This window comes from Candidatus Dormiibacterota bacterium, from assembly GCA_035544955.1.
Classification (GTDB): Bacteria; Chloroflexota; Dormibacteria; order CF-121; family CF-121; genus CF-13.
In genome coordinates this window covers 156,105-180,379 of the sequence record DASZZN010000033.1, presented here as the reverse complement: position 1 = coordinate 180,379, position 24,275 = coordinate 156,105, and the positions used below count along the sequence as shown (strand labels likewise).

At 66.1% G+C, this 24,275-nt stretch carries 16 protein-coding genes and 1 tRNA gene; 7 read left to right on the top strand and 10 right to left on the bottom strand.

Translation table 11 applies throughout. The annotated features are described in order from the left end of the window. Positions 1-54 precede the first annotated feature (54 nt). From VHK65_12080 to VHK65_12040, 9 genes are all read right to left on the bottom strand, one after another. On the bottom strand, positions 55-2,760 hold the full coding sequence (locus tag VHK65_12080) for a VWA domain-containing protein (GenBank protein HVS06882.1): 2,706 nt from the start codon (positions 2,758-2,760) through the stop codon (positions 55-57). Next, complete coding sequence (locus VHK65_12075; protein ID HVS06881.1) at positions 2,750-4,573, bottom strand: VWA domain-containing protein; 1,824 nt, start codon at positions 4,571-4,573, stop codon at positions 2,750-2,752. The genes VHK65_12080 and VHK65_12075 overlap by 11 nt, the downstream gene beginning before the upstream one ends. Beyond that, positions 4,570-5,448, bottom strand: coding sequence for a DUF58 domain-containing protein (locus VHK65_12070; protein ID HVS06880.1), 879 nt, complete (start codon positions 5,446-5,448; stop codon positions 4,570-4,572). Before VHK65_12070 ends, VHK65_12075 begins: the two co-directional genes overlap by 4 nt. A 2-nt stretch (positions 5,449-5,450) precedes the next feature. After that, entirely contained in the window at positions 5,451-6,449 is a 999-nt protein-coding gene (locus tag VHK65_12065; protein ID HVS06879.1) for an AAA family ATPase, read from the bottom strand. A 27-nt stretch (positions 6,450-6,476) separates the two neighbouring features. Beyond that, positions 6,477-8,105 carry a hypothetical protein gene (locus VHK65_12060; protein HVS06878.1) on the bottom strand — a complete coding sequence of 543 codons (1,629 nt, stop codon included), beginning with the start codon at positions 8,103-8,105 and terminating at the stop codon, positions 6,477-6,479. After that, entirely contained in the window at positions 8,102-9,148 is a 1,047-nt protein-coding gene (locus tag VHK65_12055; GenBank protein HVS06877.1) for an ABC transporter permease, read from the bottom strand. The genes VHK65_12060 and VHK65_12055 overlap by 4 nt, the downstream gene beginning before the upstream one ends. Continuing rightward, positions 9,145-10,062 (bottom strand): ABC transporter ATP-binding protein, encoded by a 918-nt coding sequence (locus tag VHK65_12050; protein ID HVS06876.1) that lies wholly within the window; start codon positions 10,060-10,062, stop codon positions 9,145-9,147. The genes VHK65_12055 and VHK65_12050 overlap by 4 nt, the downstream gene beginning before the upstream one ends. After that, the gene (locus VHK65_12045) at positions 10,059-12,506 is read right to left on the bottom strand and encodes a hypothetical protein (GenBank protein ID HVS06875.1); all 2,448 of its coding nucleotides are present in this window, start codon (positions 12,504-12,506) and stop codon (positions 10,059-10,061) included. The genes VHK65_12050 and VHK65_12045 overlap by 4 nt, the downstream gene beginning before the upstream one ends. A gap of 163 nt (positions 12,507-12,669) precedes the next feature. Then, positions 12,670-12,752 (bottom strand) — tRNA-Leu (locus VHK65_12040). 46 nt (positions 12,753-12,798) lie between these two features. Between VHK65_12040 and VHK65_12035 the strand changes: the two genes are divergently transcribed. Both VHK65_12035 and VHK65_12030 read left to right on the top strand, forming a co-directional pair. After that, positions 12,799-13,413, top strand: coding sequence for a sigma-70 family RNA polymerase sigma factor (locus tag VHK65_12035; GenBank protein HVS06874.1), 615 nt, complete (start codon positions 12,799-12,801; stop codon positions 13,411-13,413). Next, the gene (locus tag VHK65_12030; GenBank protein HVS06873.1) at positions 13,403-14,254 is read left to right on the top strand and encodes a zf-HC2 domain-containing protein; all 852 of its coding nucleotides are present in this window, start codon (positions 13,403-13,405) and stop codon (positions 14,252-14,254) included. The genes VHK65_12035 and VHK65_12030 overlap by 11 nt, the downstream gene beginning before the upstream one ends. On the opposite strand, the gene VHK65_12025 is transcribed toward VHK65_12030, so the two are convergent. Then, on the bottom strand, positions 14,251-14,757 hold the full coding sequence (locus tag VHK65_12025; protein ID HVS06872.1) for a bifunctional nuclease family protein: 507 nt from the start codon (positions 14,755-14,757) through the stop codon (positions 14,251-14,253). The genes VHK65_12030 and VHK65_12025 overlap by 4 nt on opposite strands. Before the next feature lie 82 nt (positions 14,758-14,839). Here VHK65_12025 and polA point away from each other — a divergent pair, with 82 nt between their 5' ends. From polA to uvrA, 5 genes are all read left to right on the top strand, one after another. Continuing rightward, the gene (polA, locus tag VHK65_12020; GenBank protein ID HVS06871.1) at positions 14,840-17,704 is read left to right on the top strand and encodes a DNA polymerase I; all 2,865 of its coding nucleotides are present in this window, start codon (positions 14,840-14,842) and stop codon (positions 17,702-17,704) included. A 5-nt stretch (positions 17,705-17,709) separates the two neighbouring features. After that, the gene (gene mutM / locus VHK65_12015) at positions 17,710-18,588 is read left to right on the top strand and encodes a bifunctional DNA-formamidopyrimidine glycosylase/DNA-(apurinic or apyrimidinic site) lyase (GenBank protein HVS06870.1); all 879 of its coding nucleotides are present in this window, start codon (positions 17,710-17,712) and stop codon (positions 18,586-18,588) included. Next, the gene (locus tag VHK65_12010; protein ID HVS06869.1) at positions 18,576-19,271 is read left to right on the top strand and encodes a phosphatase PAP2 family protein; all 696 of its coding nucleotides are present in this window, start codon (positions 18,576-18,578) and stop codon (positions 19,269-19,271) included. The genes mutM and VHK65_12010 overlap by 13 nt, the downstream gene beginning before the upstream one ends. Positions 19,272-19,312: 41 nt before the next feature. Then, positions 19,313-21,373, top strand: coding sequence for an excinuclease ABC subunit UvrB (gene uvrB / locus VHK65_12005; protein ID HVS06868.1), 2,061 nt, complete (start codon positions 19,313-19,315; stop codon positions 21,371-21,373). A 73-nt stretch (positions 21,374-21,446) separates the two neighbouring features. Next, on the top strand, positions 21,447-24,272 hold the full coding sequence (gene uvrA / locus VHK65_12000) for an excinuclease ABC subunit UvrA (GenBank protein HVS06867.1): 2,826 nt from the start codon (positions 21,447-21,449) through the stop codon (positions 24,270-24,272). The last annotated feature ends 3 nt before the right edge of the window (positions 24,273-24,275 follow it).

Sequence of the window (24,275 nt, the reverse complement as noted above, 5' to 3'; positions counted from 1 at the left end):
ACCAGGAAACATCGAGGCCTAGTTTACGTTCTGCTCATAAACGCAGCCTAAGAATCAACGCCGGCGCCGGCGGGACAGCAGCTCGCCGGTGGGATCATCCGGGGGTTTCTTGGGCGGTCGGGGTTGCGCCGCCCTGGCGGCGCGGACGCCCTCGACGCGTTCCCGGAGCCGTGTCACGGTCGCCTCGGCGGGAACGGCGGGCGCCGGCGCTCGCTGCAGCGCTTTGCGCCAGGCCGGCATGTCTTCCAGCCGGAAGATGAGCCGCCGCAGGGCGACGTCGATCGGGAAGAGCAGGATCGCGAGCACGAGCAGGAGCTCGCTGATCGGCTGGGCGGCATGCACGCTCGGTACCGGGAGGCGGAATGCCTGCGAAACGTCCGAGAGCACGACGCCGCCCCCGGCCTGCGCGATCGCGGTCAGCGTAGCGACGTTGGTGCCAAGGTCTCGGTACTCGGGCGAATAGGGAACCACCAGCCCGCTCGTCGTCGTGTGTCGAACCACGCCGCCGGCCGACTCACTCACGTGGAGCAGGTAGCTGCCAACCTGGTCGGTGGGCAGGTCGCCCTCGAAGCGGCCTGGGCCGGTGGGCGACAGCGTCAGGCTGGCACCGGCGAGGTCGGGCGTGACGGCGTTGACCGTCACCGTGGCGCCGGAGGTCGTCGGCGCGGTCACCAGCAGGTGCGTGTGGTCGCCCTGGACCCGGGTCTCGATCTGCAGCGCGGGGTCGCCGGCCTGCGGCAGGCTCGCATGGACGATATCCCCGAAGAAGCGATTGGCGGACGGCCATTGCAGCAGGCCCGCCGTCCACCGGCCTTGCGCATCGCTGGTCCAGGCCAGCACCCGGCCCAGGCCGTACTGCCAGGTCGCCAGCAAGGGATCGCCCTGGGGACTCTTCAGCACGATGTCCGCGGCGGCCCGCGGCGTGGTCGCTACGTAGCCCGATATCGTCGGAAAACTGTCGAGGGGTACCCCGGGAATCACGTCCGCCAGCGACGCGAGCTGTGGCGCGATTTGTCCTTCGACGATCCAGGGCTTGAGGGCCTCGCGCGTCTCTTTCAAGAAGATCTGCGGCACGTCTTGCAGGCTGTTGCTCTGATAGAAGCGGCCGTGTCCCCAGCCGGCCATCGACTGCATCGCGGACGCATCGGTCGCGTTGGCCGCGATCGCGACGGTCGACACCGTGATTCCGCGGCTGTACATCGCGGTGATCGCGGATTGATAGTTGCGGTCGAAGGTGTCGCCATCGCCAAAGAGAATGACGTGCTTGATGGCCGCCTTCGTCTTGGTCAGCGCCTGGTCGGCCGCGCCCAGGTCGGGGGCGTAGCTCATCGGGTCGCCGAGGCCCAGCGCCTCGATCTTGCGCTTGACCGCGGCCTTGTCCGTCAGCGGGGCGAGCGGGATGACCATGCCCATCCCGCCGTCGGTGACGCCGACGCTGTCGCGCGGGGTGAGCTGGTCGACGACGGACTCGGCCGCCCCACGCAGAATCTGGTCACCCTGGCCACTCTCTGTTGATTCCAACACGAGGACGACCGCCACCGGCGGTTTCTGCATGTCCAGCGGGAGCTGGATCTGGACCGGAAGTGCCGTTTCCAACGTCGTGCCGGCATATCCGCCGGGACCGTAGCTCTCCGTGCCGCCGATGACGACCAGGCCCGTGCCAAGGTCGCGGACGGATGCCTGCAAGAGCGCCATGCCGTCGACGCCCAGGCTCGTCGCCGGAATGTTGACGAGGACCACGGCCTGGTAGGCGGCGAGGTCCGCGGCCGAGCGGGGCAACTGGTCAGGGGTGACGACCGCGGTGCCGATCCCCGTCGAATGCAGCGCCGCCTCGAGGCTGGCTGCCTCGCCCAGCGTGTTTTCGACGAGCAGGACGCGTGGCGGTCCGACCACCTGGATCAGCGCCTCGCCGAGATTGTTCTCGGCGTACGTATCGCGCACCGGATCGATCACGATTCGAACGGCGTGGAATCCGGGCTCGGCCGGCTTGACGGTCTGTTTGACCGTCGTCTCACCCACCGGGAGGTTGAGCTGCACCGTGTTGACCAGCGTGCGATCGAGGTACCAGCGGACGGTTGCCGGCGTGGCCGTGTTGCTGACGATCAGCGCCTGCGCATCGGCCTGCTGGCCCTGGGTCAGGGTACGCGGCGCGTCGAGGCGATCGACGTAGGCCTCGGCGCCGAGTGGCACCGGCAGCGCAACGGTATCGACCCGAACCCCCTCCGCACGGAGCAGGCGCGCCTCGCCGACCGCGTCGCCGAGGTTCGCGCGCCCATCGCTGATCAGCACGATGTGCCGCCGGCTGTCATCCGGGAGGATCGATCCGCCGAGTTGGAGCGCCGCGGCGATGTCCGTGTAATGCGGGTTGGGTTGGCTCTGGAACTCGCCGAACTGCGGGTCCTTACTGACGTTCACTTCCACTTGAGGATCGCGACCGAAGCTCAGGACCCCGGCGCGGTTGTCGCCCTGTCGCTGTTGCAGGATGCGTCGCACGGTGGCGGCTTCGCTGTCCAACGCGCTCTGCACGCTTGCCGAAAGATCCGCCACGACCAGCAGCGATTGGGCCGCCGGCGTCGTCTGGACCTGCAAGCCCGCGAGGGCGGCCGTCAGCAGCAGCACGATCAGGGTGCGGAGCCCCAACGAGATGCGCGCACGCCGCGGCGGTAATGGCGGCGGAAAGAAGCGCCAGATCGCGACGATGATGACCAGCGCCAGCACGCCCGCCCCCAGCAGCAGGGGGCGGCTTACATCAAAGCCCACGGTGGAAGGCCAGCCATTCGGCCGTCACGACGGCAAGCGCCGCGAGCGCGATCCACGGCCAGATCTCGAGCTGGCCGCGATGGGTCGCCTGCACCACGGTCGTCCTCGTCGGCGGCAGCGTCAGCCGGTCGGGTGGCTTGAGCTGCGAAATCGGATCAGAAAACAAATTCACGCTGAACCAGGAGCGGTCCACCTTGCCGGCGACGACCTGTTCGACGGTGTAGAGGCCCGTCTGGTCGGTTTCGCCGAAGGTCGCAATGGACGCGGTCGCGATGGGCCGGCGGCTGCCGTCCGGCCGGACCACGGTCACCGACGTTGCACCCGCCTCGGGCACGATGGTGACGGGTTCGTCCGGATGGAAGCTGTGGCTGGGGACGCTCGGGGGCAGCAGCCACTCACTCAGGTTCTGGACCAGGATCGGAAACGCGATGCGCAGCGGGAGGTCGGACTCGTGCAGATCGAAACCGACCAGCACCTGACGAAACGGCTCGTCGCGGACGAGGACCAGGGGCGTCTGCAGGCTGCTGATCAGCGGCCGGCCGAATGTCGAGCTGCTCAAGTCCTGGCTGCGGGCGACATGGACGTCCTGCAGGTCGACATTGGCCAGCAGGGGATCGCCGGCGTCGACGGCACGGACGCGCCCGACGCCGATCGGTTGCCCGCCGGCCAGCACCGACCCCGACGGCGGATCGACCATGACGAACGGGCCGTCGGGCAGCAGCGGCGGCGAGAAGCGGTCGAAAACGGTCAGAGCATAGGCGGCGCTCGCCCGGTAGGCCGCCGGGACGATGACATCGATCTGGAGGTCGGTGCGCAGGCGGAGCGCCTGCTCGAGGAAGACGTTGCCTGGGGTCACCAGCTGGACGCGGAAGGCGCGGGGCGTGCTGGCGACCGCGGTCGCGCCGTCGTCGAGCGCGAAGATGTCGTTGCCGGCGAGGTGCGCGGAGACCGACGTCGCGTCGCTCGGAACTGGGAGGACCAGGTCCTGCGCCTGGGCGGCCGCGAGCGTCAATGGCCGCACATCGAGCAGGTGGCCGTCGGCCCGCCACTCGACGGTGACCGAGCGCGGCTGCTGACCGAAGTTCTGCACGTGCAGATAGGCGGCTCGCAACTGTGCGCTGGTCCGGACCGTTAGCGACGTCAGCCCGACGTTTTCCCCCGAGACGCCGACCCGATGGTACTCGACGGGAAACGGCAGGCCGGCCGCGAACGACGCGCGCAGCGGCTGGACGATGCCGTCGGCGAACAGGTAGGCGCGGGCGTCGTCGCCCGCGCGGACCAGGCCCGCGGCCAGCGCCAAAGCAGCTGATAAGTCCGCCGCGCCATTGCTCGCCGGGACGGCGTTGACCGCGCGATGCAGCGTGTCCCGGTCGCCAGTGACAGAAGCGACGATGCGGGCGGCGGGCCCGACGGCGATCACCGTCATTCGGTCCTGTGGCCCGAGCTGGTCGATGATGGCATTGACCTGGTGCTTCGCCTCCTCGAGGCGCGACGGCGCGACGTCGGTCGCCTGCATCGATGCCGACGCGTCGAGCAGCACGATGCTGTGGCGGGCCAGCGCGGCGCCGGCGGGGAGCGCCGGCTGGACGGCCGCCGCCACCAGGACCGCGGCGGCGAGCAACTGGAGAAATAGCAGCCAGCTGGGACGAAGCCGTTGCCAGGGGACGTTGGCCTGGCGGTCGCGGATCTGATCGGGCCACAGATGCAGCGCGGGCACGATCCGCGTCGGCCGCCGGATCTTTAAGAAATACAACGCGACGATGGCCGGGAGCGTCAGCGCCAGGATCGCGGCCGCCGGGGCGAGGAAGCTCATCCGAGCAGCCCGAGGCGGCGCAGCGTGATCTGCACCATCTCGTCGATGGGTTCTGCCGTCGACAGGCGAGCGAAGCGCAGGCCCCGCCGACGGGCGGCCCGCTCGATATCATCCGTGCGCTGGGCCAGCGCACGCAGGTAGCTGCCCTGGGTCAGCGGCGTGGCGGTAAACTCCCGCTCCAGCCCGGTCTCGGCGTCCTTCAGGCGGGCATCGCCTGACCAGTCCGGCGTCAGCTCCTGTGGGGCAAGCAGCTGCAGGACCGCGCCTTCCTGCTGTGCGCGCTGCAACGCCATCAGCGCCGGATCCATCGACGTCTCGCCGAGGCCGTCGCTGATGAGCACGCTCATGCCCGGCCGCTGCCGGCCAATCGGCCAGACCAGCTTCTGATAGTTCGTGACGCCGCCCGCCGGCAGCGATTGCAGCCGGGCGAACAGTTCCGCGGCGGCGCGCCGGCCGCGGTAGGGTGCTCCACCGGACGTCGGGCCGTCCGCAAAGACCGTCAGCCGCACGCGGTCCAACGCCGCCAGGGCGACGTAGGCGATGGCACCGGCCAGCTGCCTCGCCGCCTCGGCTTTGTTCGGTTTGCCCCAGTCCATCGACCCGCTGAGATCGACGAATAGGCTCAGGGGCAACTCTTCTTCAGCGACGAAGAGGCGCAGCATGAACCGGTCGAGTCGGGCATACGCGTTCCAATCGATCAGCCGAAAGTCGTCGCCGGCGGTGTAGTTGCGAAAATCCGCGAATTCGACAGACTGGCCGCGGCGGCGTGAGCGCCGTTCGCCACTCATTTGCCCGCTGACGGCGCGCCGGACCTGGAGCGCAAGGCCTTCGAGACGGCGAAGCAGGGCGGGCTCCAGGAGGACGGCCGGCGTCACGGCTAGGCCTTCGCCGGTTCCTTGACGGTGTGCTCCAGGATCTCGCTGATGAGACGGTCCGCGGTCATCCCGTCGGCCTCGGCCTCGAACTGCAGAAAGATCCGGTGTCGCAACGCCGGCTGGGCGACGGCGCTGAGGTCGTCGAAGGCGACGTTGTAGCGTCCCTCGAGCAGCGCCCGCACCTTGGCGCCAAGCACCATGGTCTGCAGGCCGCGGGGGCTGGCGCCCCAGCGGACGTAGCGGCGCACGCTGTCGAGCTCGGTACGGTCGGGGTGGGTTGCGCCGATCAGGCGGGCGGCATACAACAGCACGTGCTCGGCGATCGGCACCTCGCGTGCCACCCGTTGTGCCGCAAGGACGGTTTCGGCATCGGCGACCGGGCGAAGCTTCGGCGTCGACCCGCCGGTGGTACGCCGCGCAATCTCGAGCAGGTCGCGCTCGCTGGGGAAGGGCACCAGGACCTTGAAGAAAAACCGATCCAGCTGCGCTTCAGGCAGCGGGTAGGTCCCTTCGAGCTCGATCGGGTTTTGGGTGGCGAGGACGAAAAACGGCGACGGCAACGGGCGGGTCTGGGTGCCGACGGTGACGGTGCGTTCCTGCATCGCTTCCAGCAGTGCGCTTTGCGTCTTCGGCGTGGCACGGTTGATCTCGTCGGCCAAGACGAGATTCGCGAAGATGGGTCCGGCCTGGTAGTGGAACTCCCGCCGGCCGGCCTCGTCGCCGATGACGTTGGTCCCCACGATGTCGGCGGGCATCAGGTCCGGCGTGAACTGGACGCGGGAAAAGCTCATCGAGAGCGCCTCGCCCAGCGATCGGACGAGTACGGTCTTGCCCAGACCCGGCACGCCTTCGAGCAGGACATGGCCGTTGGCGATTAGGGCGATGACGGTGTCGCGAAGCAGTGCCTGCTGTCCCACGATGAGACGGGCCAGCTCGGTCTCGAGGGATTGGGCCAGTTCGGTCACCCTGGCGGCGTCGATGCGCGGTTCTTCGGCGATCATGATCCTCCCTCGAGCGGCGACGGCGCCTTACCGGGGGCCGGCCGCACTCTGCTCACCGAGCTGCGAGAAATACTGGCGTACGAGGTCGCGCTCACTGCCGGGGATCAGGCTCTGCTCCGTGGCGTCGAGCGCCGCTTGCTGGTAGGCCTGGATCACCTGGCTGTAGGGGCTCAGCGGCACATCCTGTCCCGGGCCAAGCGGCGTGGGATCGTTCTGCGACTGACCGGGCACCGGCTGGCCGGGCACGTAGACGCGCTCGGTGCTCGCCGCTCCGGAACCGCCGCCGGTTCCCGAGCCATTGGAGCCGGTGCCGCCGGAACCGCCGGACCCACCGCTGCCGGTGCCGGTCCCTGTGCCCGTCCCAGTGCCGGTGCCGGTCCCGGTCCCGGTGCCGGTCCCGGTCCCGGTGCCTGTCCCTGTGCCCGTGCCGGTCCCCGTGCCCGTCCCCGTGCCGCTACCGCTCGCGCTGGCACCGGCCCCGGGACTTGCGCCCGGCGATGCGCTGCTACCCGCGTTCGCCTGCGCCCCCTGGCCTTTCGCGTCGCGGTCCGCCTGGGTGGCGAGCTCCTGACGGGCGGACTCCAGCCCGTTGATCGCCGAGGCGACTGCCTGGTCGGTGTTCTGCTGCTGCTGGAGGGAGTCCAGCTGACTCGCGACGTCATTGAGGGCCTGGGCCGCCGAGGTCGTGTCGCCGCTCTTCAACGAGGACGAGGCCTTGCTCAACGAGTCGCGCATCTGGCTGTTTTGCGCCTGCTGGGAGGCCTTCGCGAGCGCCTTCGCCAGCTCCTCGCGATCTTTGGGCGAGAGGTTCTGCAGTTGCGAGGCGAGGTCGCGCACGGACTGTGCCCCCTTGGCCGGGCTGCTGGCGATCGCCTGGGCGGCGCTCTTGCCGGCCGCCGTCGCGCTCAAGGCATTGGCGAGGTTCTGCGCACTGCTGCTCAGGGCCGGCGTCCCGGGGTCGGTCAGACTCTGGAGTTGCTGTTCGGCCGGCGTGATCGATTCGAGGGCCTTGCGGGGGCTGTCGGCCTGTTGAATCTTGGCGGCGGCATCCTTGAGGATCTTCTGCACCTGCGGGTCCACCGGCGTCGGTTTCGGACTGTCGGCGATTTTTTTCTGCGCCGTCTGCAGGGCCTTGGCGGCGCGCGCCTGGCTCAGGCGGTCGGCCTGGCGCTGCGCCAGGACCTGGTCCATCGGGTTGGGGAGCAGCGCGAGCGCCAGCGAAAAGATCGCGAGGACGGCAATCAGCGAGGCCTCGCCTCGGTTCACCCGCACGGGAAATGCCGTCCCGAGCCGGGCGCCCGCGGCCTGCCGCAGGGCATCGCCCCGCTGCACATCGTCTAGCGGGCCGGATTCGGTCCGCCGCTCCCAGGCCGTCGAGAGCCGCTCCTTGAGGCCCAGCCGGAAATCGGCGAGCCGCATCAGCACGGCCGCGCTCGGACGGCGGATCAGCCAGGCGAGCACCGCGATGGCCAGCACGACCGGGATGCCGACGGCGGCCACCAGTGCGCGCCCCTCAAAGGGGGTGAGTCGGGCGATGGCCAGTACCAGGGTGACCCAGGCGAGCGCCGCGACCAGCGCGTGCACGCCATAGCGCGTGGCTCGAGCGCGGGCCGCGGCCCGTCCGAGTTCGCGGATGATCGCGTCGAGCGAGTTCATGGCTTGACCTTTATCGGGGCGCGCCTCCGCCATGGCAGGTGGCGAATCGGTGGGATCAGCATCGCACCCACGATGAGGGCGACGAGACAGATGGCGAGCTGCAACGTGACGGTCGCCTGCCAGTATTGCCAGCCGGTGAAGAGCCCGCTCGGGATGACCGTCCCGGTGGCTTGCGCCGGGTAGGCCGTGATGATGCCTTTTCCGATCGGTCCGGTCGGGCCGACCTGGTAGCAGCTTTTCATGCCGCCGGGCGTGATGGAGCACGTGGTCGTGCCGCTGCCACTGGTCCCGTACAGCGGGCCGCCGTTGCGCACCCCGAAATTCGTGATGGGCCCGTTGGTCCCGATCGTAATCAGGGGAATCAGGGGACTCAGATATGTCACGGCGGGCGGCGCCGGCGCGGCGGTCGCCTTGGGATCGATGTCGGTCGGGAAGAGGAGCCCAAAGAGCAGGCTGCCCGCCAGCAGGATGAAGGCCGCCCCGTAGGCGGTGACGGTCGCCGGCAGCGTGCGCCGGAACGCCGTCGAGCAGGCGATCCCGATGATGCCGAGCGTCAACGCGCTGATCGCCGTGACGAGGAAGGCCGCGGCGACCTGGTCGAGCTCGATCCCGCCGAAAAGGAACACCAGACTGAAAATCGGCACCGAGAGCAGCAAGAGCAGGAGCACGAAGGACATCGATGCCAGCAGCTTGCCCCACAGAATCGCAAACGATGGAAGCTTCGTCACGAAGAGCAAATCGATCGTCTGGCGCTCGCGTTCGCTGCTGATCGCGCCGGCCGTCAGGGCCGGGGTGATGAACGCGAGCAACACCATTTGAAACAGCACCAGATAGAGAAACAAGCCTTGTCCGTAATTGGCGGCCTGCCCACCGTTGTACGAATTGCGCGATGAATACGCCATCGCCGCAAAGACCGCCCAGCCCAGGCCGCCCAGCAAGAGGATGTAAACCGTCATAGCGAGCGGTGAGCGCCAGGTGCGCATCCGGGAGCGGTACTCCTTGGCGACGATGGGATTCCACAGCGCGATCGCGACGCGGTTCATTCCTCCGTCGCCCTCATGAACGCGTCTTCGAGGCCGCCCTCGAGCTGGCTGAACCCCGAAACCTTGATGCCCGCCGCCGTCAGCGTCTGCAAGATGCTGGCCGCCGTTGTGTCGTCGCCTTCGTACTCGGCCTCGATGGCGCCATTGACCGTGCTGACCGCGTGGATCATCGTCAACGGCCTGAGCAGCGCGGCGGCCTCTTCCTTCTGACCGAGCACCGTGATGCGCAGACGTCGCCCGCTGGTCAACTGTCGGATGACGTCCTGGACGGCGCCGGTCGCCCGCATCCGACCCTGATCGATGATGCCGACCATGGTGCAGAGCTCCGTCAGCTCTGGGAGGATGTGGCTCGAGATCACGATCGTCTTGCCCATTTTTTGCAACTCTCTCAGGATCTCGCGCATCTCGACGCGCGCCCGCGGGTCGAGCCCGGAGGCCGGCTCGTCGAGTAACAACACGGCCGGGTCGTGCACCAGTGCCCGTGCGAGGCACAGCCGCTGCTTGAGCCCGCGCGACAATGTGTCGACCGGCTGATCGCGACGGTCGGTCAGCCCGACGAGCTCGAGCAGGTCATTCGCGATTTTCGTACGACGGGCTTTGGGCTGCCGGTAGCAGGCGGCGTAGAAATCCAGGTACTCCGCCGCGGTGAGCTGATCGTAGACGCCGAAGAAGTCCGGCATGTAACCAAGGCGTTCGTGAACACGCTCCGGCTGCTGGCTCACGTCGGCACCGTCGACAAAGGCGCGTCCCGTGGTCGGCTCCAGCAGCGCCGCAAGGATGCGCAGCGTAGTCGTCTTCCCGGCGCCGTTCGGTCCGACAAAGCCGAAGATCTCCCCTTTGGGAACTTCGAATGAGACCGCGTCGAGCGCGGTCCGCTTGCCGTAGACCTTGGTGAGCTGCTCGACCGAAATCATCGGACCGTCCCTGCGAGCGTAATGGTCCCCGCCACGAAGCCGCCGCTGCTGCTGAGTCGAAGGCGCACCAGGCCGCTGTCGGGATTGACGGCGCTGTCGGGTAGGGTGGTCGTGCCGTTGTCCTGGTAGGCGACGTCGGTCCAGGTCGACCGTGCCCAGTCCCATACCTGTCCCTGGACCGTGGGAGCGGTTGTACCGCCGCCCGGGGCGGGGATGAACTTGCCGCCGTACGGGTTGGAGGTGGTGAGCGAGGCGGCGGTCAGTTGCGTGCCGGCCGCCAGCAAGGGCGAAAATTCGTACGTGACGCTGCCGCTCTGGATCAGCAGCATGCCAACCGGTCCCTGGCCTTGCGTGTCACCCACGACGTCCACGATGCGGCCGCTGACGACACCGGCCGGCAACGAGCCCGTACCAATCTGGTCCAGCGACAGCGACAGGGCGACCGCGGTTTCGGCCGTCGATCGCGGATGATTCCCGTTCACGGTGAGGTCCTGGAACGACTCGTGCGTCCAGGCGACCAGCAGCGGCGTGTTCGCGGACGAAATGCCCTTGAAGCTTCCTCCGGTGGGCAGCACGGCCAGGATCTGCGCCTTCGCATAATCTTCGCGCTGCGCGTCGCTCAGCTGAGTCGGCTGCGGGCCGCCGGTGAAGTATGCGGTTCCGTAGATGCGGCTGTAGGTCGGCTGCCCAAAGAGGTTGGACGGCTTCGGGTCCAGTGAGACGGCCGCCGTCGCTCCGGGTTTCAGCGCGCCAAAGGTCTGAAAGTTGTCGCCCATGATCAGGACGGCGTCCGTGAAAGCCAGGTTCGAGTGGTTCTCGATCGTGCCGGTGAGCTTGCCATTCACCACCTGGAGGTGCGCGCCCAACTGGGGCGCCGAGCTCATCGACTCGGTCGCGAAGCCACCCAGCACGAAGGCGGTCATCCCTGGCAGCGTGACAGTGTTGTTGTCCAGGTTGATGCGGAGGCTGCCCGCACGCGACCCCGTTCCGAAGCCCCCCGGGCCGAAACCGCTGTTGTTGACGATCGGGCTGATCAGGAGCCGCCCTCCGCCGATGACGGCCTGGTAATCACCGCGACTCGGCGCCATGATCCCGGTGTACGTTTCCTGGTAAGCGTGGTCCCAGCCCGGCTGCACATGCAGGATCGTGATCTGGTTGGCCTGCACGGAGCGGCCCTTGGTGAAGACCCCGGCCCCGTAGGCGCCGCCGGCGGCGATCACGGCGATCAGGGGCACGGTGACCCAGGCAAGCGCTCGGCGCCGCATCGCGCCCAACACGATGTAGTTCACGGGACCCACGAGCAGGACGTAGAGCAGCACGAGCAGGCCGGTCAGCTGGAGCGATGGCAGGTCGAGTCCCGGGAGGTTCCCTAACGTGGAGCTGAGGGCGCCGCTCTTGGAGGCGATCGATGGCTGCGACGTGAAGCTCATCGGGCCCGGCACGCCCATCGCATAGGCGAAGTTCTGGTTGGAGCTGCCCACGCCAATCACGGAGCGCGCGATGATCTGGCGGAGGAGGGGGGCGGTCCCGCTCCAGCCAGCGACGGGATCCTGATTCCAATCGAAGGTGGCAAGCGTAACCATGCCCGCCCCGACCTGGCGCTCGAGCAGCAGCGGCTGGCTGCCGGTCGCCAGCCAGACCGGCCCCGGCGTCGAGGCCCCGGTGGCCACCTCGACAGGGGCGCCGCCGAGCAGGGAGGTGGTCACGCTCGTGGTGCCGCTGACCGTCATCGGCACGATCGCCGTCGGCAGGCCGGCGAGCGTCTTGTGCCAGGCGGCGCCGGTGCCCAACAGAAGATCGCCGCCGGCGCGGACGAAGTCGCCGATGGCCGTCCGCTGGCCCGTGGTCAGGCTGTCGGTGGCGAAGTCGTCGATCGCGAGGATGTCGAAGGCGCGTAGCGGAATCGCCGACTCCGGGAGGTCGCCGGCCGCCAGGTGAACCACGCGGGCGGCGACGCTCGCTGGGTGAACGGCCCCGAAGGTATCAAGAGCCGTGCCCTGGTCGGAGAGGACGCCGATCATCGTCGACGTGGTGCTCGTCGACGCGGAGTCCTGGGAGACGATCACCCGGCCGCTCTGGACGATTCGCGCCGTGATCGTCGCGCCGCTCGTGTCGATGATGGCGTACGCCCGGATCCGCTTGCTGGCTCCACTGGCGAGACTGATCGGCGCGTGGTAAACGGGAAAGCCGCTGACGTCGGGTTGGCCGTTCAACGTCTCCTGGAGCTCGAGCGTGCCATCGATACCGGCTCCGCCGTTCTTGGCGACGACCGTGATCGGCATCCACTCGCCGGGCTTGACGACGTCCTGGTAGCCGACGAGGACGCTGAGCGTGACGTCGCTGGCGGCCGCGGCGCCGATGGACGCCCCCGCCAGCGTCGTTCCGGCGAGCAGCGATGCCAATGCAAGCCGCGCGGGCAAGCCGAACGAGCGCTGGACACGCATCTACTGCCTTAAGACGGCCGCCGAAGGAAAAAGTTCCGTTCTCGCCTCTTCGGCGGCAGTATGGCGGGGTGCCGGCCGATCGTCAATCGGTTGCCGGCCCGTGGAGGCTCGGAAAATGGACGCAGCGTGACCAGCAGGCCGCTCAGAATTCCCGATTTGTTACTGCCGGAGGAGGGACTCGAACCCACACGGACTTACGCCCAGGCGCTTTTGAGGCGCCCTCGTCTACCATTCCGACACTCCGGCGGCGCGGCGAGTATATCCGAGTACGCTCGTTGGGAACTTATTAGAGATGGTTGCGTCTAACAACTCGAACGACGATCGCGACCTGGTGGGCCGGGCCCGCCGGGGCGATCGGGAGGCGTTTACCCAATTGATCGTGCAATATCAAGTCCCGCTCTACAACATGGCGCTGCGGATGGTCGGCCAACCGGATGATGCCGCCGACATCACGCAGGAGGCGTTTCTCCGCGCCTGGGAAAAGATCCGCACCCTGCGGGAGGCGCCGTTCAAGTCCTGGCTGTTCCAGATTGCCGCGAATCTCTGTTACGACCACTTTCGGCGCGGCCGGCGGTTCAGCGTCATGCCCGACGAAGATCAGATAAGTCCCAAGGCCGGTAACGTCGTCGGCCTCGGCATCGCGACGCCTGATCCGCAGGAGCAAACCGAGGCGAATGCGCGGACGCGCCTGGTCCGTGACAGCATCCAGGCACTCGACCACGACATGCGGATCGCGATCGTCCTGCGCGACGTGAACGGCATGGCGTACGAGGAGATCGCCGCCGTGCTTCGCGTTCCGCTCGGCACGGTCAAGTCGCGGATCGCACGCGCACGCGCTCAGGTCCAGGAGCGCCTGCAGCAGCACCCGGATTTCTTTCCGACTCGGGAGGATGCCCATGCCGAATGAGCCACGCATCCCGACCGAGCCGACGCTTGAGGAGCTCTCGGCGTATCTCGACCATGAGCTCGACGCTCGTGCGCAGGCGCGCGTCGCGGAACACGTCGCCGGCTGTGCCGAGTGCACGCGGCGTCTGGATCGGCTGCGTGAGACGGTCTATGCCGTCCGCGCGCTGCCGATGGAGACGCCGACCCGGACCTTCCGCATCCCGGCGCAGCCCCGCCAGTCGTTTCGCTGGGCGCCAGTCGGCTGGCTGGGCGCTGGCGCGGCAGCCATGCTCGTCGTCGTCATCGGGGTGTCGCAGTTGCACTTCCAAGGTCCTGCCGGCACGGCCAGCACCAGCACGTTCAACGGAGGCGGTGCCGCGGCGCCGGCGTACAGTTCCGCCACGCGGAACCAGAAAGGCGCCATCGCTCCGCTCGCGGCGCCGGTTCCGTCTACGCAGCAGTTTGACGCGCAGTCCAGTGGAGCGGCAGCGAATGGCGCGACTGTCTCGGATCCAACAAATGGCTCGCGGCGCCTGGTCCTGGATTCGGACCGCTCGTCCTACGCAACGAATGGCAGGATGCGGGTGACTGTCCAGTTGATCGGCTCGCCGTCGACGTCCCTCAACAGCGGTGACCAAGGGCTGACCCTGACGCTGGTCCGCAACGGTCAGGGCGTCGCACTCAATCCGGTCGGCGTCGAGAGCTGGAACGGCACGCCGATCTTCGGCGGTTGGTATGACCTCACCAGCTTCCCCCTGTCGGCACCGCGCGCCGGCGATTATCGGCTCGAGGCCACCTGGTTGATTCCCGACGGGTCGGGACGGGTACTCCAGGCGAGCATCCCGGTCCGGATCGCGGGCTAGCTCTTCTCCGGCGGTGGACCTTCCAGGTCCGGCAGGTCCATGCTGTTGATGAGCTCTTTGAAGATCGAGAGTTTGTCTTCTTCTTCCTCTTCTTTCTCGGGGAACACGCCGGCCTTGTCGAGAACGTCCTGTGAGACAAGGATCGGACAGGTCATCCGGACCGCGAGCGCGATCGCATCGCTCGGTCGCGAGTCGATCTCGACTTCCTTGCCGTTGACCGCGAGAAACAGTCTGGCAAAGAAGACTTCATTTGTCAGCGACGTCACCTGGATTTTCTTGAGTCGCATCTCGGCGCTCTGCAGAATATTGGCCAACAGGTCGTGGGTGATCGGCCGCTCGGGGGTGATGCCCGTGATCTTCAGGGCGATCGCGTTGGCTTCGTAGATGCCGATCCAGATCGGTAGATACCGGTCTGTTTCTTTTTCTTTGAGGATCACGACGTGCTGCCCGCTGGGCATGTGCACGCGGATGGAGTCGACTTGCATTTCGACGAATTTAGCCATCCTGAATTCGAGCCTATCTTATCATCGGGTTTTTCAGTCACCGGCAGCGTTTAACAGATTCCGGCACGACTAAACTCTGGTGGTGCCGGAGTCCCAACAGAAGCAGCGGCTCGTCCTTATCGACGGCCACTCGTTGGTCTACCGCGCCTTCTTTGCGCTGCCCTCCTTAACCGACCGCGAAGGCAATATCGTCAACGCCGCCTACGGCTTTACGTCGATGCTCTTGCTGGCTCTGCAGGAACATCCAGACTACGTGCTCGCGTCTTTCGACCTGGGCGGCCGGACCTTCCGCCACGAGGAGCTGGCCCAGTACAAGGCGACTCGGCGGCCGACGCCGCCGGAGCTGAGTCCGCAGTTTCCGCTGACGCGCGACATTGTCCGCGCCTTCGGGATTCCCATCTACGAAATTCAGGGCGTCGAGGCGGACGACGTCATCGGCACGCTGGCGCGGCAGGCCCGTGAGCAAGGCCTGCACAGCACGATCGTCACCGGCGATTTGGATGCCTTGCAACTTGTCAATGACGATGTCTTTGTCTTGACGAGCAAGCGCGGCGTGTCGGAGACGATTCTGTACACGCCCGACCGTGTGCGCGAGCGCTATGGCCTGGAGCCGATCCAGACCGTGGATCTCAAGGGCCTGGTCGGCGACGTCTCGGACAATATCCCCGGCATCCGCGGAATCGGTGAGAAGACGGCGATCAAGCTGATCCAGGAGTTCGGGTCCGTCGAGAGCCTCGTTGAGAACCGCGAGCGGGTCGCGCCACCCAAGATCAAGAAACTGCTGGACGAGCACTGGGAGCAGGCGCTGCTCAGCAAGAGAATGGCGACGATCGTCCTCGACGTCTCCGGGGTTACGCTCGACTTGAGCCACGGCTCTGCCACGGATTATCGCCCCGAAGCGGCGCGGACGATCCTGGCGGACCTCGGCTTCCGCAGCCTCGCGGCCCGGGTCCCAACCACCTGGAGCGACGGTAGCGCGATGTCCGCCCCGCCGATCTTTGCGCCGCCCGTCAGAGAGCAGGGGCGCCTTCCTCTGGATGGGGAGCCGGCGCGCCAGGAGGCGGCCCGCCAGCCGGCGACCCGCCAGCCAGCGCAATCGACGCTGTCCCTCGAGGCGGCGCCGACGGAGTCTGTCACCCTCGTCCGCGAGTCGGCCGAGCTCGAGCGGCTGACTGCCGCTTTTGCGGCAGCCGACCGGGTCGGGTTCCAGGTCATCACGCTGGATGACGTGCCGCGTCACGGCCGGATCGCCGCCCTGGTCGTCGGCCTCAATGAGCATGAGATTTTTTACTTGCCGCTGGCCCACGAACAGGAGCGTTGCCTCGAGGTGCGCGATGTCCTTGGCCGCTTCGCCGCCAGCCTCGGTAGCGCGAAGCCGTCCAAGCTGGGCTTCAATCAGAAGGCCGATTACCTGGCGCTGCGAGTGCATGGCATCGAACTCCGTGGGGCCGACTGGGATCTGCTCGTGGCGGCCTACCTGCTCAACTCCGGTGTTCGCTCGCCAAGCCTCGAGGCGCTGGCCTCGGATGTCTTGCATCGTTCCATCGAGGGGCGCGAGGCCCTCTTCGGCAGCGGCAAGGCCGCCATGACCTGCGACCAGGTCGACGTCATGCGGGCGGCGGCGTTTTTCGGCGAGCGCATGCGCGTCATGCTGGAGCTGGCGCCACGGCTCGAGTCCGAACTGGATCGTTTAGGCAACGCCGAATTGTTTCGTGATCTGGAGATGCCGCTGCTCCCCGTGCTGGCCGAGATGGAGCTGGCCGGCGTGTCCGTCGACCTGCCCTACTTGCAGCAGGTCTCCCGGGACTTATACGAACAACTACGAGTTCTGGACCAGGAGATCGCGGACGTCGCCCACGGGCCGATCAACGTCAACTCGCCGCAGCAACTGGCGAGATTTCTCTTTGAAGATCTCGACCTACCTGGCGGCCGCAAGACAAAAAGCGGCTACTCGACCGATGCCAACGTGCTCGAAGGGCTGCGCGACCAGCATCCAGTCGTCTCGAAAATTCTCGAGTTCAGACAATTGAGCAAACTCAAGGGCACCTACGTCGATGCCCTGCCGCTACTGGTCGATGCGAAGACGCATCGCGTCCACACCAGCTTCAATCAGACCGTGGCGGCGACCGGCCGGCTCTCGTCGTCTGACCCAAACTTACAGAACATTCCCATCCGGACCGAGGTCGGCCAGAAAGTGCGTCGCGCCTTCATCCCGGGACGCCCCGGCGATGTTTTGCTATCGGCCGATTACTCGCAGATCGAGCTGCGTGTCCTGGCCCACATGACGGACGATCCGGTGCTGGTCGATGCCTTTGCGCGCGGCGAAGACATCCACGCCCGGACCGCCGCCGAAGTCTTTGGCATTCCGCAGGCCGACGTCACGGCCAATCAGCGGCGCCTGGCCAAAGTCGTTAACTTCGGCTTGTTCTACGGCCTCAGTGATTTCGGGCTCGCCCGCGACACGGGCATGTCAACGGAAGAGGCCAGGGTTTTCATCGACGCATACTTCCGCGCCTACAACCGGGTCCGTGAATTTCTCGAAGGCATCAAGATCCAGGCCCGAGAGCAAGGCTACGTCGAGACAATCCTTCATCGGCGGCGCTATATCCAGGACATTCGCTCGCCGAATCGCATGCTTCGTCAGGGCGCTGAGCGAATCGCCATCAACATGCCGATCCAGGGATCCGCGGCCGACATCATGAAACTGGCGATGATCCGGCTACAAGACTATCTGCACGAGCAGCGGCTCGCCAGCCAGATGATCCTCACCGTGCACGACGAGCTCGTCTTCGAAGTCACCCCGGGCGAACGCGATCGATTGATCGAAGTCGTGCCGGACTTGATGGCCCGCGCTTACCCCTTGAAAGTGCCAGTTCAAGTCGACCTGAAAGTCGGGCCTAACTGGCAGGATATGGAGCGCGTGCGACTTGTCGCCGCCCGGGCCTAGGCGCGATGCCCGAGCTTCCCGAAGTCGAAACCATCGTCCGCGATTTGCGGCCGCAACTCACGGGCCGCCGCATCGAGTCGCTGCAACTAACGCGCGATCCCGCGGTCCGGGCACGAGTCGTGCGCTACCCGAGTGCGACGAAGTTCGTTCGTCGCCTACGCGGCCGGACGATCAAGACAGTCCTACGTCGGGGCAAATACATCGTGATGCCCCTGGAGCCGGCTCCCACCGGAACGTTGGCGCCCAACGGCGCGTTGGGTGACCAGGTGATCGTCCATTTGGGCATGACCGGGCACTTGCGGGTCTGCGAGCCGGAAGAAGCGCCGGTCAAGCACACGCACTTCCGGGCCGTGCTCGATAGTGGTCTGGAGCTGCGTTACGACGATCCCCGGCAGTTCGGGCGCCTGGTCGTCGGCACCATGGATGAACTCATCGCGGCCCGCGCCTTCCCCCGGCGCCTCGGTCCAGAGCCGATCCACGGCGACCTCACCGAGGCCGAATTCGAACGGCTCGTCAAGGCCCGCCGCCGGCCGGTGAAATCGGCGTTACTCGATCAGTCCTTTCTGGCCGGCGTGGGCAATATCTATGCGGACGAGGCATGTTTTCGGGCCGAAATCCGTCCTAGCCGGTGGACTCACCGGCTCACCGTTCGTGAACGGCGGGCGCTGTACGAAGCAATTCAGTACGTCCTGGAGAACAGCATTGCTGCGCGAGGCTCTTCGATCATTAACTACGTCGACGGCTTTGGGCTGCGCGGCAGCAATCAGGAGAAGCTGCTCGTCTACGGCCGAAGCGGCGAGCCCTGTCTGAGATGCGGGACGCCATTGCTGGGAACACGGATGGCCGGCCGCGGCACGGTCTACTGCCGCAAATGCCAGCACTGATCCGCCTCCACTGGCCGGTCCTCAGCCGGCGGCTCCTGATCACGAGCGGGGCCTTCTTCGCCGCCTTCGTCCTTCTAGCGCTGTTGGTCGACCTGGGTGCGTTCGACCGGCTAAATTTGCGAATGACACACTACCTACAGGGCCGGGGCAGCACCGGGCAGGACATCGGGCTCGGAATATTCTCGTATCTCGGCAGCATCGAGGCGACGCTGCTGGTCGCCGCCCTCATCGGCATCGCCCTCTTTCGCGGCCTCCGCCTGTTGGCTGTGCTACCCGTAGCCTTTGTGCTCGCCGGCTCGCTTCTGGAGCTCATTGGGAAGCAGGTGATCACGAGCCCGGCTCCGGGTAGGGCGTTTCAGCGGTTCCCGGACTTCCTGCCGGGGCTGGCTCACAAGTTCGGGCACTATTCGTTTCCCAGCGGCCACGTACTTCGGGCGACGATGACTTACGGCCTGGTGCTGTACCTCTCGGAGCGTTGGGAGCTGTTCGGCCGCGACAGCTCGCGGCTTAGCCCGGTGCTGGTGCTCCTGGTCTTCTTCGTCGGCTACGGCGTCGTCTACCTCGGATGGCACTGGCTCTCGGACGCCCTTGGGGGGCTCCTGCTCGGCCTGACGCTTCTGTTTGCGCTGATCGCGTATCTGGAACGCAAACGCACCGTCAACCCCGGTCATCAGCTCGACTAGGCCCCTTTAAGTTTCCGCCGCCGCAAACTTACAATTGAGGGATGCCCAACTTCGCGTTCACGGCTGGTTTTTCGCCCGCGGGAGGCCAGCCGGAGGCGATCAAGAAGCTAGCCGAAGGGGTCGATAAGGGCCAAAAACACCAGGTCCTGATGGGGGTGACCGGCTCCGGCAAGACGATGGTCGTCGCCCAGATGATCCAGGAGATCCAGCGGCCGACGCTTGTCATGTCGCCTAACAAGACGCTGGCCGCTCAGCTCTGCAGCGAGTTTCGCTCCTTCTTTCCCAGCAACGCCGTCGAGTACTTCGTCAGCTACTACGACTACTACCAGCCGGAAGCCTACATACCCCGAAGCGATACCTACATCGAGAAAGATTCATCTCGCAACGATGAGATCGACCGGCTGCGGCAGTCCGCGACCCGGGCGCTGCTGACCCGCCGCGACGTCATCGTCGTGGCCAGCGTGTCATGCATCTACGGCGTCGGTTCGCCCGAGGACTACCTGGGTGAGTCTGTCGAGATCCATGCCGGCGAGGGTTTCCGTCGCGATATTTTTCTTCGCAAGCTGACGAACCTGCAATACCAACGCAACGACGTCGACTTTGGCCGTTCGCGCTTTCGGGTGCGCGGCGATACTGTCGACGTGCAGCCCTCGTATGACCAGATCGCCACTCGGGTCCAGTTCAACGGCGACGAGGTGGAGCGGATCGTCCAGATCGACCCGCTGACTGGTGAGGTCATCGGCGACGTCGAGTCGTTCCAGGTTTTCCCAGCTACGCACTACGTGACGCCTCGGCAGAAGCTGCTGCGAGCGCTCGATGGCATCAGCGAAGAACTCGAGGAGCGCGTCGCGTGGTTCGAGAGCCAGGGAAAGCTGCTGGAAGCGCAGCGCCTCCGTCAGCGGACGATGTTCGACATGGAGATGATGCGGGAGACCGGCAGCTGCGCCGGCATCGAGAACTACTCCCGGCACCTCACGGGCCGCGGCCCCGGCCAGGAGCCGTATACGTTGATGGACTTTCTGCCGGAAGATACGCTGATTGTGGTCGACGAGTCACACGTCGGCGTTCCCCAGATCGGCGGCATGTACGGCGGCGACCGGTCGCGGAAGATCCCCCTGGTCGATTACGGCTTCCGGCTGCCCTCGGCGCTCGATAACCGGCCGCTGACGTTTGCGGAATGGGAGCGCAAGGTACAACAAGTTGTCTACGTCTCCGCCACCCCAGGGCCGTACGAGGAACAGCGCTCCCAGCAGACGATCGAGGTCATCATCCGGCCGACCGGCCTGGTAGACCCCACTGTCGAAGTCCGCCCGACCAAGGGCCAGATCGACGACCTGATCGGGGAGATCCATAAGCGAGTCGATAAGAAGCAGCGAACGCTGATCACCGTGCTGACGAAAAAGATGGCGGAAGACATGACCGACTACCTACGCGAGATGGGCATCAAGGTGAACTACCTGCACTCGGACGTCGATACGCTTGACCGCGTCGAGATTCTGCGCGACCTGCGGCTCGGCGTCTTCGACGTGCTCGTCGGCATCAACCTCCTGCGAGAAGGACTCGACCTGCCGGAGGTCGCCCTCATCGCCATCCTCGACGCGGACAAGGAGAGCTACATGCGCGACGCGCGCTCGCTCATCCAGACGACCGGACGGGCGGCCCGCAACGTTGAGGGGCACGTCATCATGTACGCGGACTCGGTCAGCGGCTCGATGCAGAGGGCGATCGACGAGACCGACCGCCGTCGCAATATCCAGATCGCCTACAACGAGGAGCACGGCATCACACCGGCCAGCATCGTGAAGGCCGTCTACAACCTCGAGAAGCACCAGGAGAAAGCGATCGAAGAAACGATCGCCACGCTAGCGTCCGGATTGCCGCCGGACGAGATCGAGCGCCTCATCAAAGACCTCGAACGGCAGATGAAGAAGGCGGCCCGCGACCTGCAGTTCGAGCGGGCCGCGGAACTGCGCGACCGGCTGGTTGCGCTGCGTCGCGACGCCATGGCGTATCGAGACTCCCTGACGCCGGCGGCCGCGGCCGAGTCGGGCGTGTGGCGCAAGCCGAAGACCAGCCGGATGAGGGCTCGCGTCGGTGGCTGACAAGAAGGCCCCCACCCCGAGCCTCCCCCAGAGGGGGCGGGAAACACCCGGGCCCCGTGGGCAGCACACCGAGATCGTCATCAAGGGCGCCCGGGAGCACAACCTGAAGGACATCGATCTGACCATCCCGCGGGACAAGCTCGTCGTCTTCACCGGGCTGTCAGGTTCGGGAAAGTCGTCGCTCGCCTTTGACACGATCTACGCCGAGGGGCAGCGCCGTTACGTCGAGTCGCTGTCGTCCTACGCCCGCCAGTTCCTCGGCCAGATGGACAAGCCGGACGTCGACCAGATCGACGGATTGTCACCGGCGATCTCGATCGACCAGAAGGGGACCAGCCATAACCCGCGATCGACGGTCGGGACCGTGACGGAGATCTACGACTACATGCGCCTCATGTGGGCACGGATCGGCCATCCCCACTGTCCGATCAGCGGACACGAGATCACCCGCCAGACCACCGAGCAAATCGCGGACAAGGTCATGGAGCTGCCACAGGGTAGCCGGGTGATGATCCTGGCGCCGGTGGTTCGCGACCGTAAGGGCGAGCACCATGACGTGCTCTCGGAGGCCAAAAAGGCCGGGTTCGTGCGCGCACGGGTCGACGGCAATCTCTACGAGCTGACCGAGCGTGTCTCGCTGGACAAGAACAAGAAGCACAGCATCGAGATCGTCGTCGACCGGCTGGTGATCGACCGGGAAGGGATCAGCCGCCTGCGCGAGTCGGTCGAGACCGCCGCAAAGATGGCGGGTGGACTGGTGCTGGTGGCGAGGGTGGATGCCAAGGGTGAGGAGCTGCTCTTCAGTCAGAATTTTGCCTGCCCCTACGACGGCTTCTCAATGGAGGAGCTGGCCCCGCGGAACTTCTCGTTCAACAATCCGCACGGGGCGTGCCCCGCGTGCACCGGGCTGGGCAGCAAGCTCGAGATCGACCCGGACCTCGTCATCCCGGACAAGAGCCGGCCACTCGCCGATGGCGCGATCCGCTCCCTGGGGCGCTCGTCCTACTTCTATAACGATCTCGTCGAGGCCGTCGCGCAGCGCTACAAGATCCCGATGGATAAGCCGTTCGGGAAGCTGGCGCTCAAAGAGCGGCAAATTATTCTCTATGGCAACAACGGCGATCCCCTGCGCGTGAAGTACTTGAACAGTGAGGGGCAGCGCCGCTGGTACGAGACCTCGTACGAAGGCATCATCCCCAATCTCGAGCGGCGCCACCGCGAGACCGAATCCGAGTTCATCCGCGCGGAGATCGAGCGGCTGATGACGCCACGGCCGTGCCCGGTCTGCAAAGGCAAGCGGCTCAAACCGGAGTACCTGGCGGTGACAGTGGGCGATCGCTCGATCATGGACGTCTGCGACCTATCGATCACGGCCGCACAGGACTGGTTTGCGAAGGTGAAGTTGACGGAGCGGGAGATGCTGATCGCCCGCGCCATCTTGAAAGAGATCCGCGAACGGCTCCAGTTCCTCGTGGACGTTGGTCTCGATTACCTGAGCTTGGCCCGGGCGGCCGACTCGTTGTCGGGTGGGGAGGCGCAGCGAATCCGGCTCGCCACCCAGATCGGCTCCAAGCTGATGGGCGTGCTCTACATCCTCGACGAGCCGTCGATCGGACTGCACCAGCGCGACAACCGCAAGCTGATCAATACGCTGCTGGCGCTGCGCGACATCGGCAACACGGTGGTCGTCATCGAACATGACGAGGAAACGATGCGGACGGCGGACTTTATCGTGGACATCGGACCCGGAGCCGGCGAGCACGGCGGGCGGATCGTTGCCACCGGCAGCTTCGACGACATCCTGAAATCGCCGGAGTCGATCACCGGGGCGTTCCTGCGCGGCGAGCGATCCATTCCGCTACCTGCGCGACGCCGCAAGGGCAATGGCCAGATGATCGTCGTTCGGGGGGCGACGGAAAACAATCTGAAGAACATCGACGTCTATTTCCCGTTGGGCAAATTGATCTGCGTTTCCGGCGTCAGCGGGTCCGGCAAGAGCACGCTCGTCAGCGACATCCTGTACAGGCGCATGGCGCAGCACTTTTACCGGGCGAAGGACCGGCCGGGCGCCGCCCGCGAGGTCTCCGGGTTGAACTTCATCGATAAAGTCATCAACGTCGACCAGTCGCCGATCGGCCGCACGCCGCGATCCAATCCGGCGACCTACACCGGGGTCTTCACCTACATCCGCGAGCTCTTCGCCGAGATGCCGGAAGCGCGCGTGCGCGGCTACAAGCCCGGCCGCTTCAGCTTCAACGTGAAGGGCGGCCGATGTGAGAACTGCGAGGGGGACGGCATCATCAAGATCGAGATGCACTTCCTGCCCGATGTCTACGTCCCCTGCGAGGTTTGCAAAGGCAAGCGCTACAACAAGGAAGCGCTCGAAGTCACCTATCGCGGCAAGACGATCGCCGATGTGCTCGACATGAGCGTCGAGGAGGCGACGGAATTTTTTGACCGGATACCGCGAATCCGGCGCAAGATGCAGACGCTCTGCGAAGTCGGCTTGGGCTACATCAGGCTGGGCCAGCCCGCCACCCAACTGTCGGGCGGCGAGGCGCAGCGCGTCAAACTGACGGAAGAACTCAGCCGGCGTGATACCGGGAAGACCTTCTACATTCTTGATGAGCCCACGACCGGCCTGCACTTCGCGGACATCGAGCGACTGCTGAACGTCCTGCAACGGCTTGTCGATGCCGGAAACACCGTCGTCGTCATCGAGCACAATTTGGACGTTTTGAAGACTGCCGATCACATCATCGATCTCGGTCCCGAAGGCGGCGACAAGGGGGGCGAAGTGGTCGCGGCCGGCAGCCCGGAGGAGATCGTCCGAAATCCCCGGTCGTATACCGGCCAGTACCTCAAGCGTGTGCTCGACCAGGAGCTCGCGATAGCCTAAGCA

Coding starts and splice junctions, on each gene's coding strand:
- VHK65_12050 (HVS06876.1), bottom strand. CDS start 10,062: ATGATTTCGGTCGAGCAGCTCACCAAGGTCTACGGCAAGCGGACCGCG.
- VHK65_12030 (HVS06873.1), top strand. CDS start 13,403: ATGCCGAATGAGCCACGCATCCCGACCGAGCCGACGCTTGAGGAGCTC.
- VHK65_12010 (HVS06869.1), top strand. CDS start 18,576: ATGCCAGCACTGATCCGCCTCCACTGGCCGGTCCTCAGCCGGCGGCTC.
- VHK65_12025 (HVS06872.1), bottom strand. CDS start 14,757: ATGGCTAAATTCGTCGAAATGCAAGTCGACTCCATCCGCGTGCACATG.
- VHK65_12055 (HVS06877.1), bottom strand. CDS start 9,148: ATGAACCGCGTCGCGATCGCGCTGTGGAATCCCATCGTCGCCAAGGAG.
- VHK65_12060 (HVS06878.1), bottom strand. CDS start 8,105: ATGAACTCGCTCGACGCGATCATCCGCGAACTCGGACGGGCCGCGGCC.
- VHK65_12065 (HVS06879.1), bottom strand. CDS start 6,449: ATGATCGCCGAAGAACCGCGCATCGACGCCGCCAGGGTGACCGAACTG.
- VHK65_12035 (HVS06874.1), top strand. CDS start 12,799: ATGGTTGCGTCTAACAACTCGAACGACGATCGCGACCTGGTGGGCCGG.
- VHK65_12075 (HVS06881.1), bottom strand. CDS start 4,573: ATGAGCTTCCTCGCCCCGGCGGCCGCGATCCTGGCGCTGACGCTCCCG.
- uvrB (HVS06868.1), top strand. CDS start 19,313: ATGCCCAACTTCGCGTTCACGGCTGGTTTTTCGCCCGCGGGAGGCCAG.
- mutM (HVS06870.1), top strand. CDS start 17,710: ATGCCCGAGCTTCCCGAAGTCGAAACCATCGTCCGCGATTTGCGGCCG.
- VHK65_12045 (HVS06875.1), bottom strand. CDS start 12,506: ATGCGTGTCCAGCGCTCGTTCGGCTTGCCCGCGCGGCTTGCATTGGCA.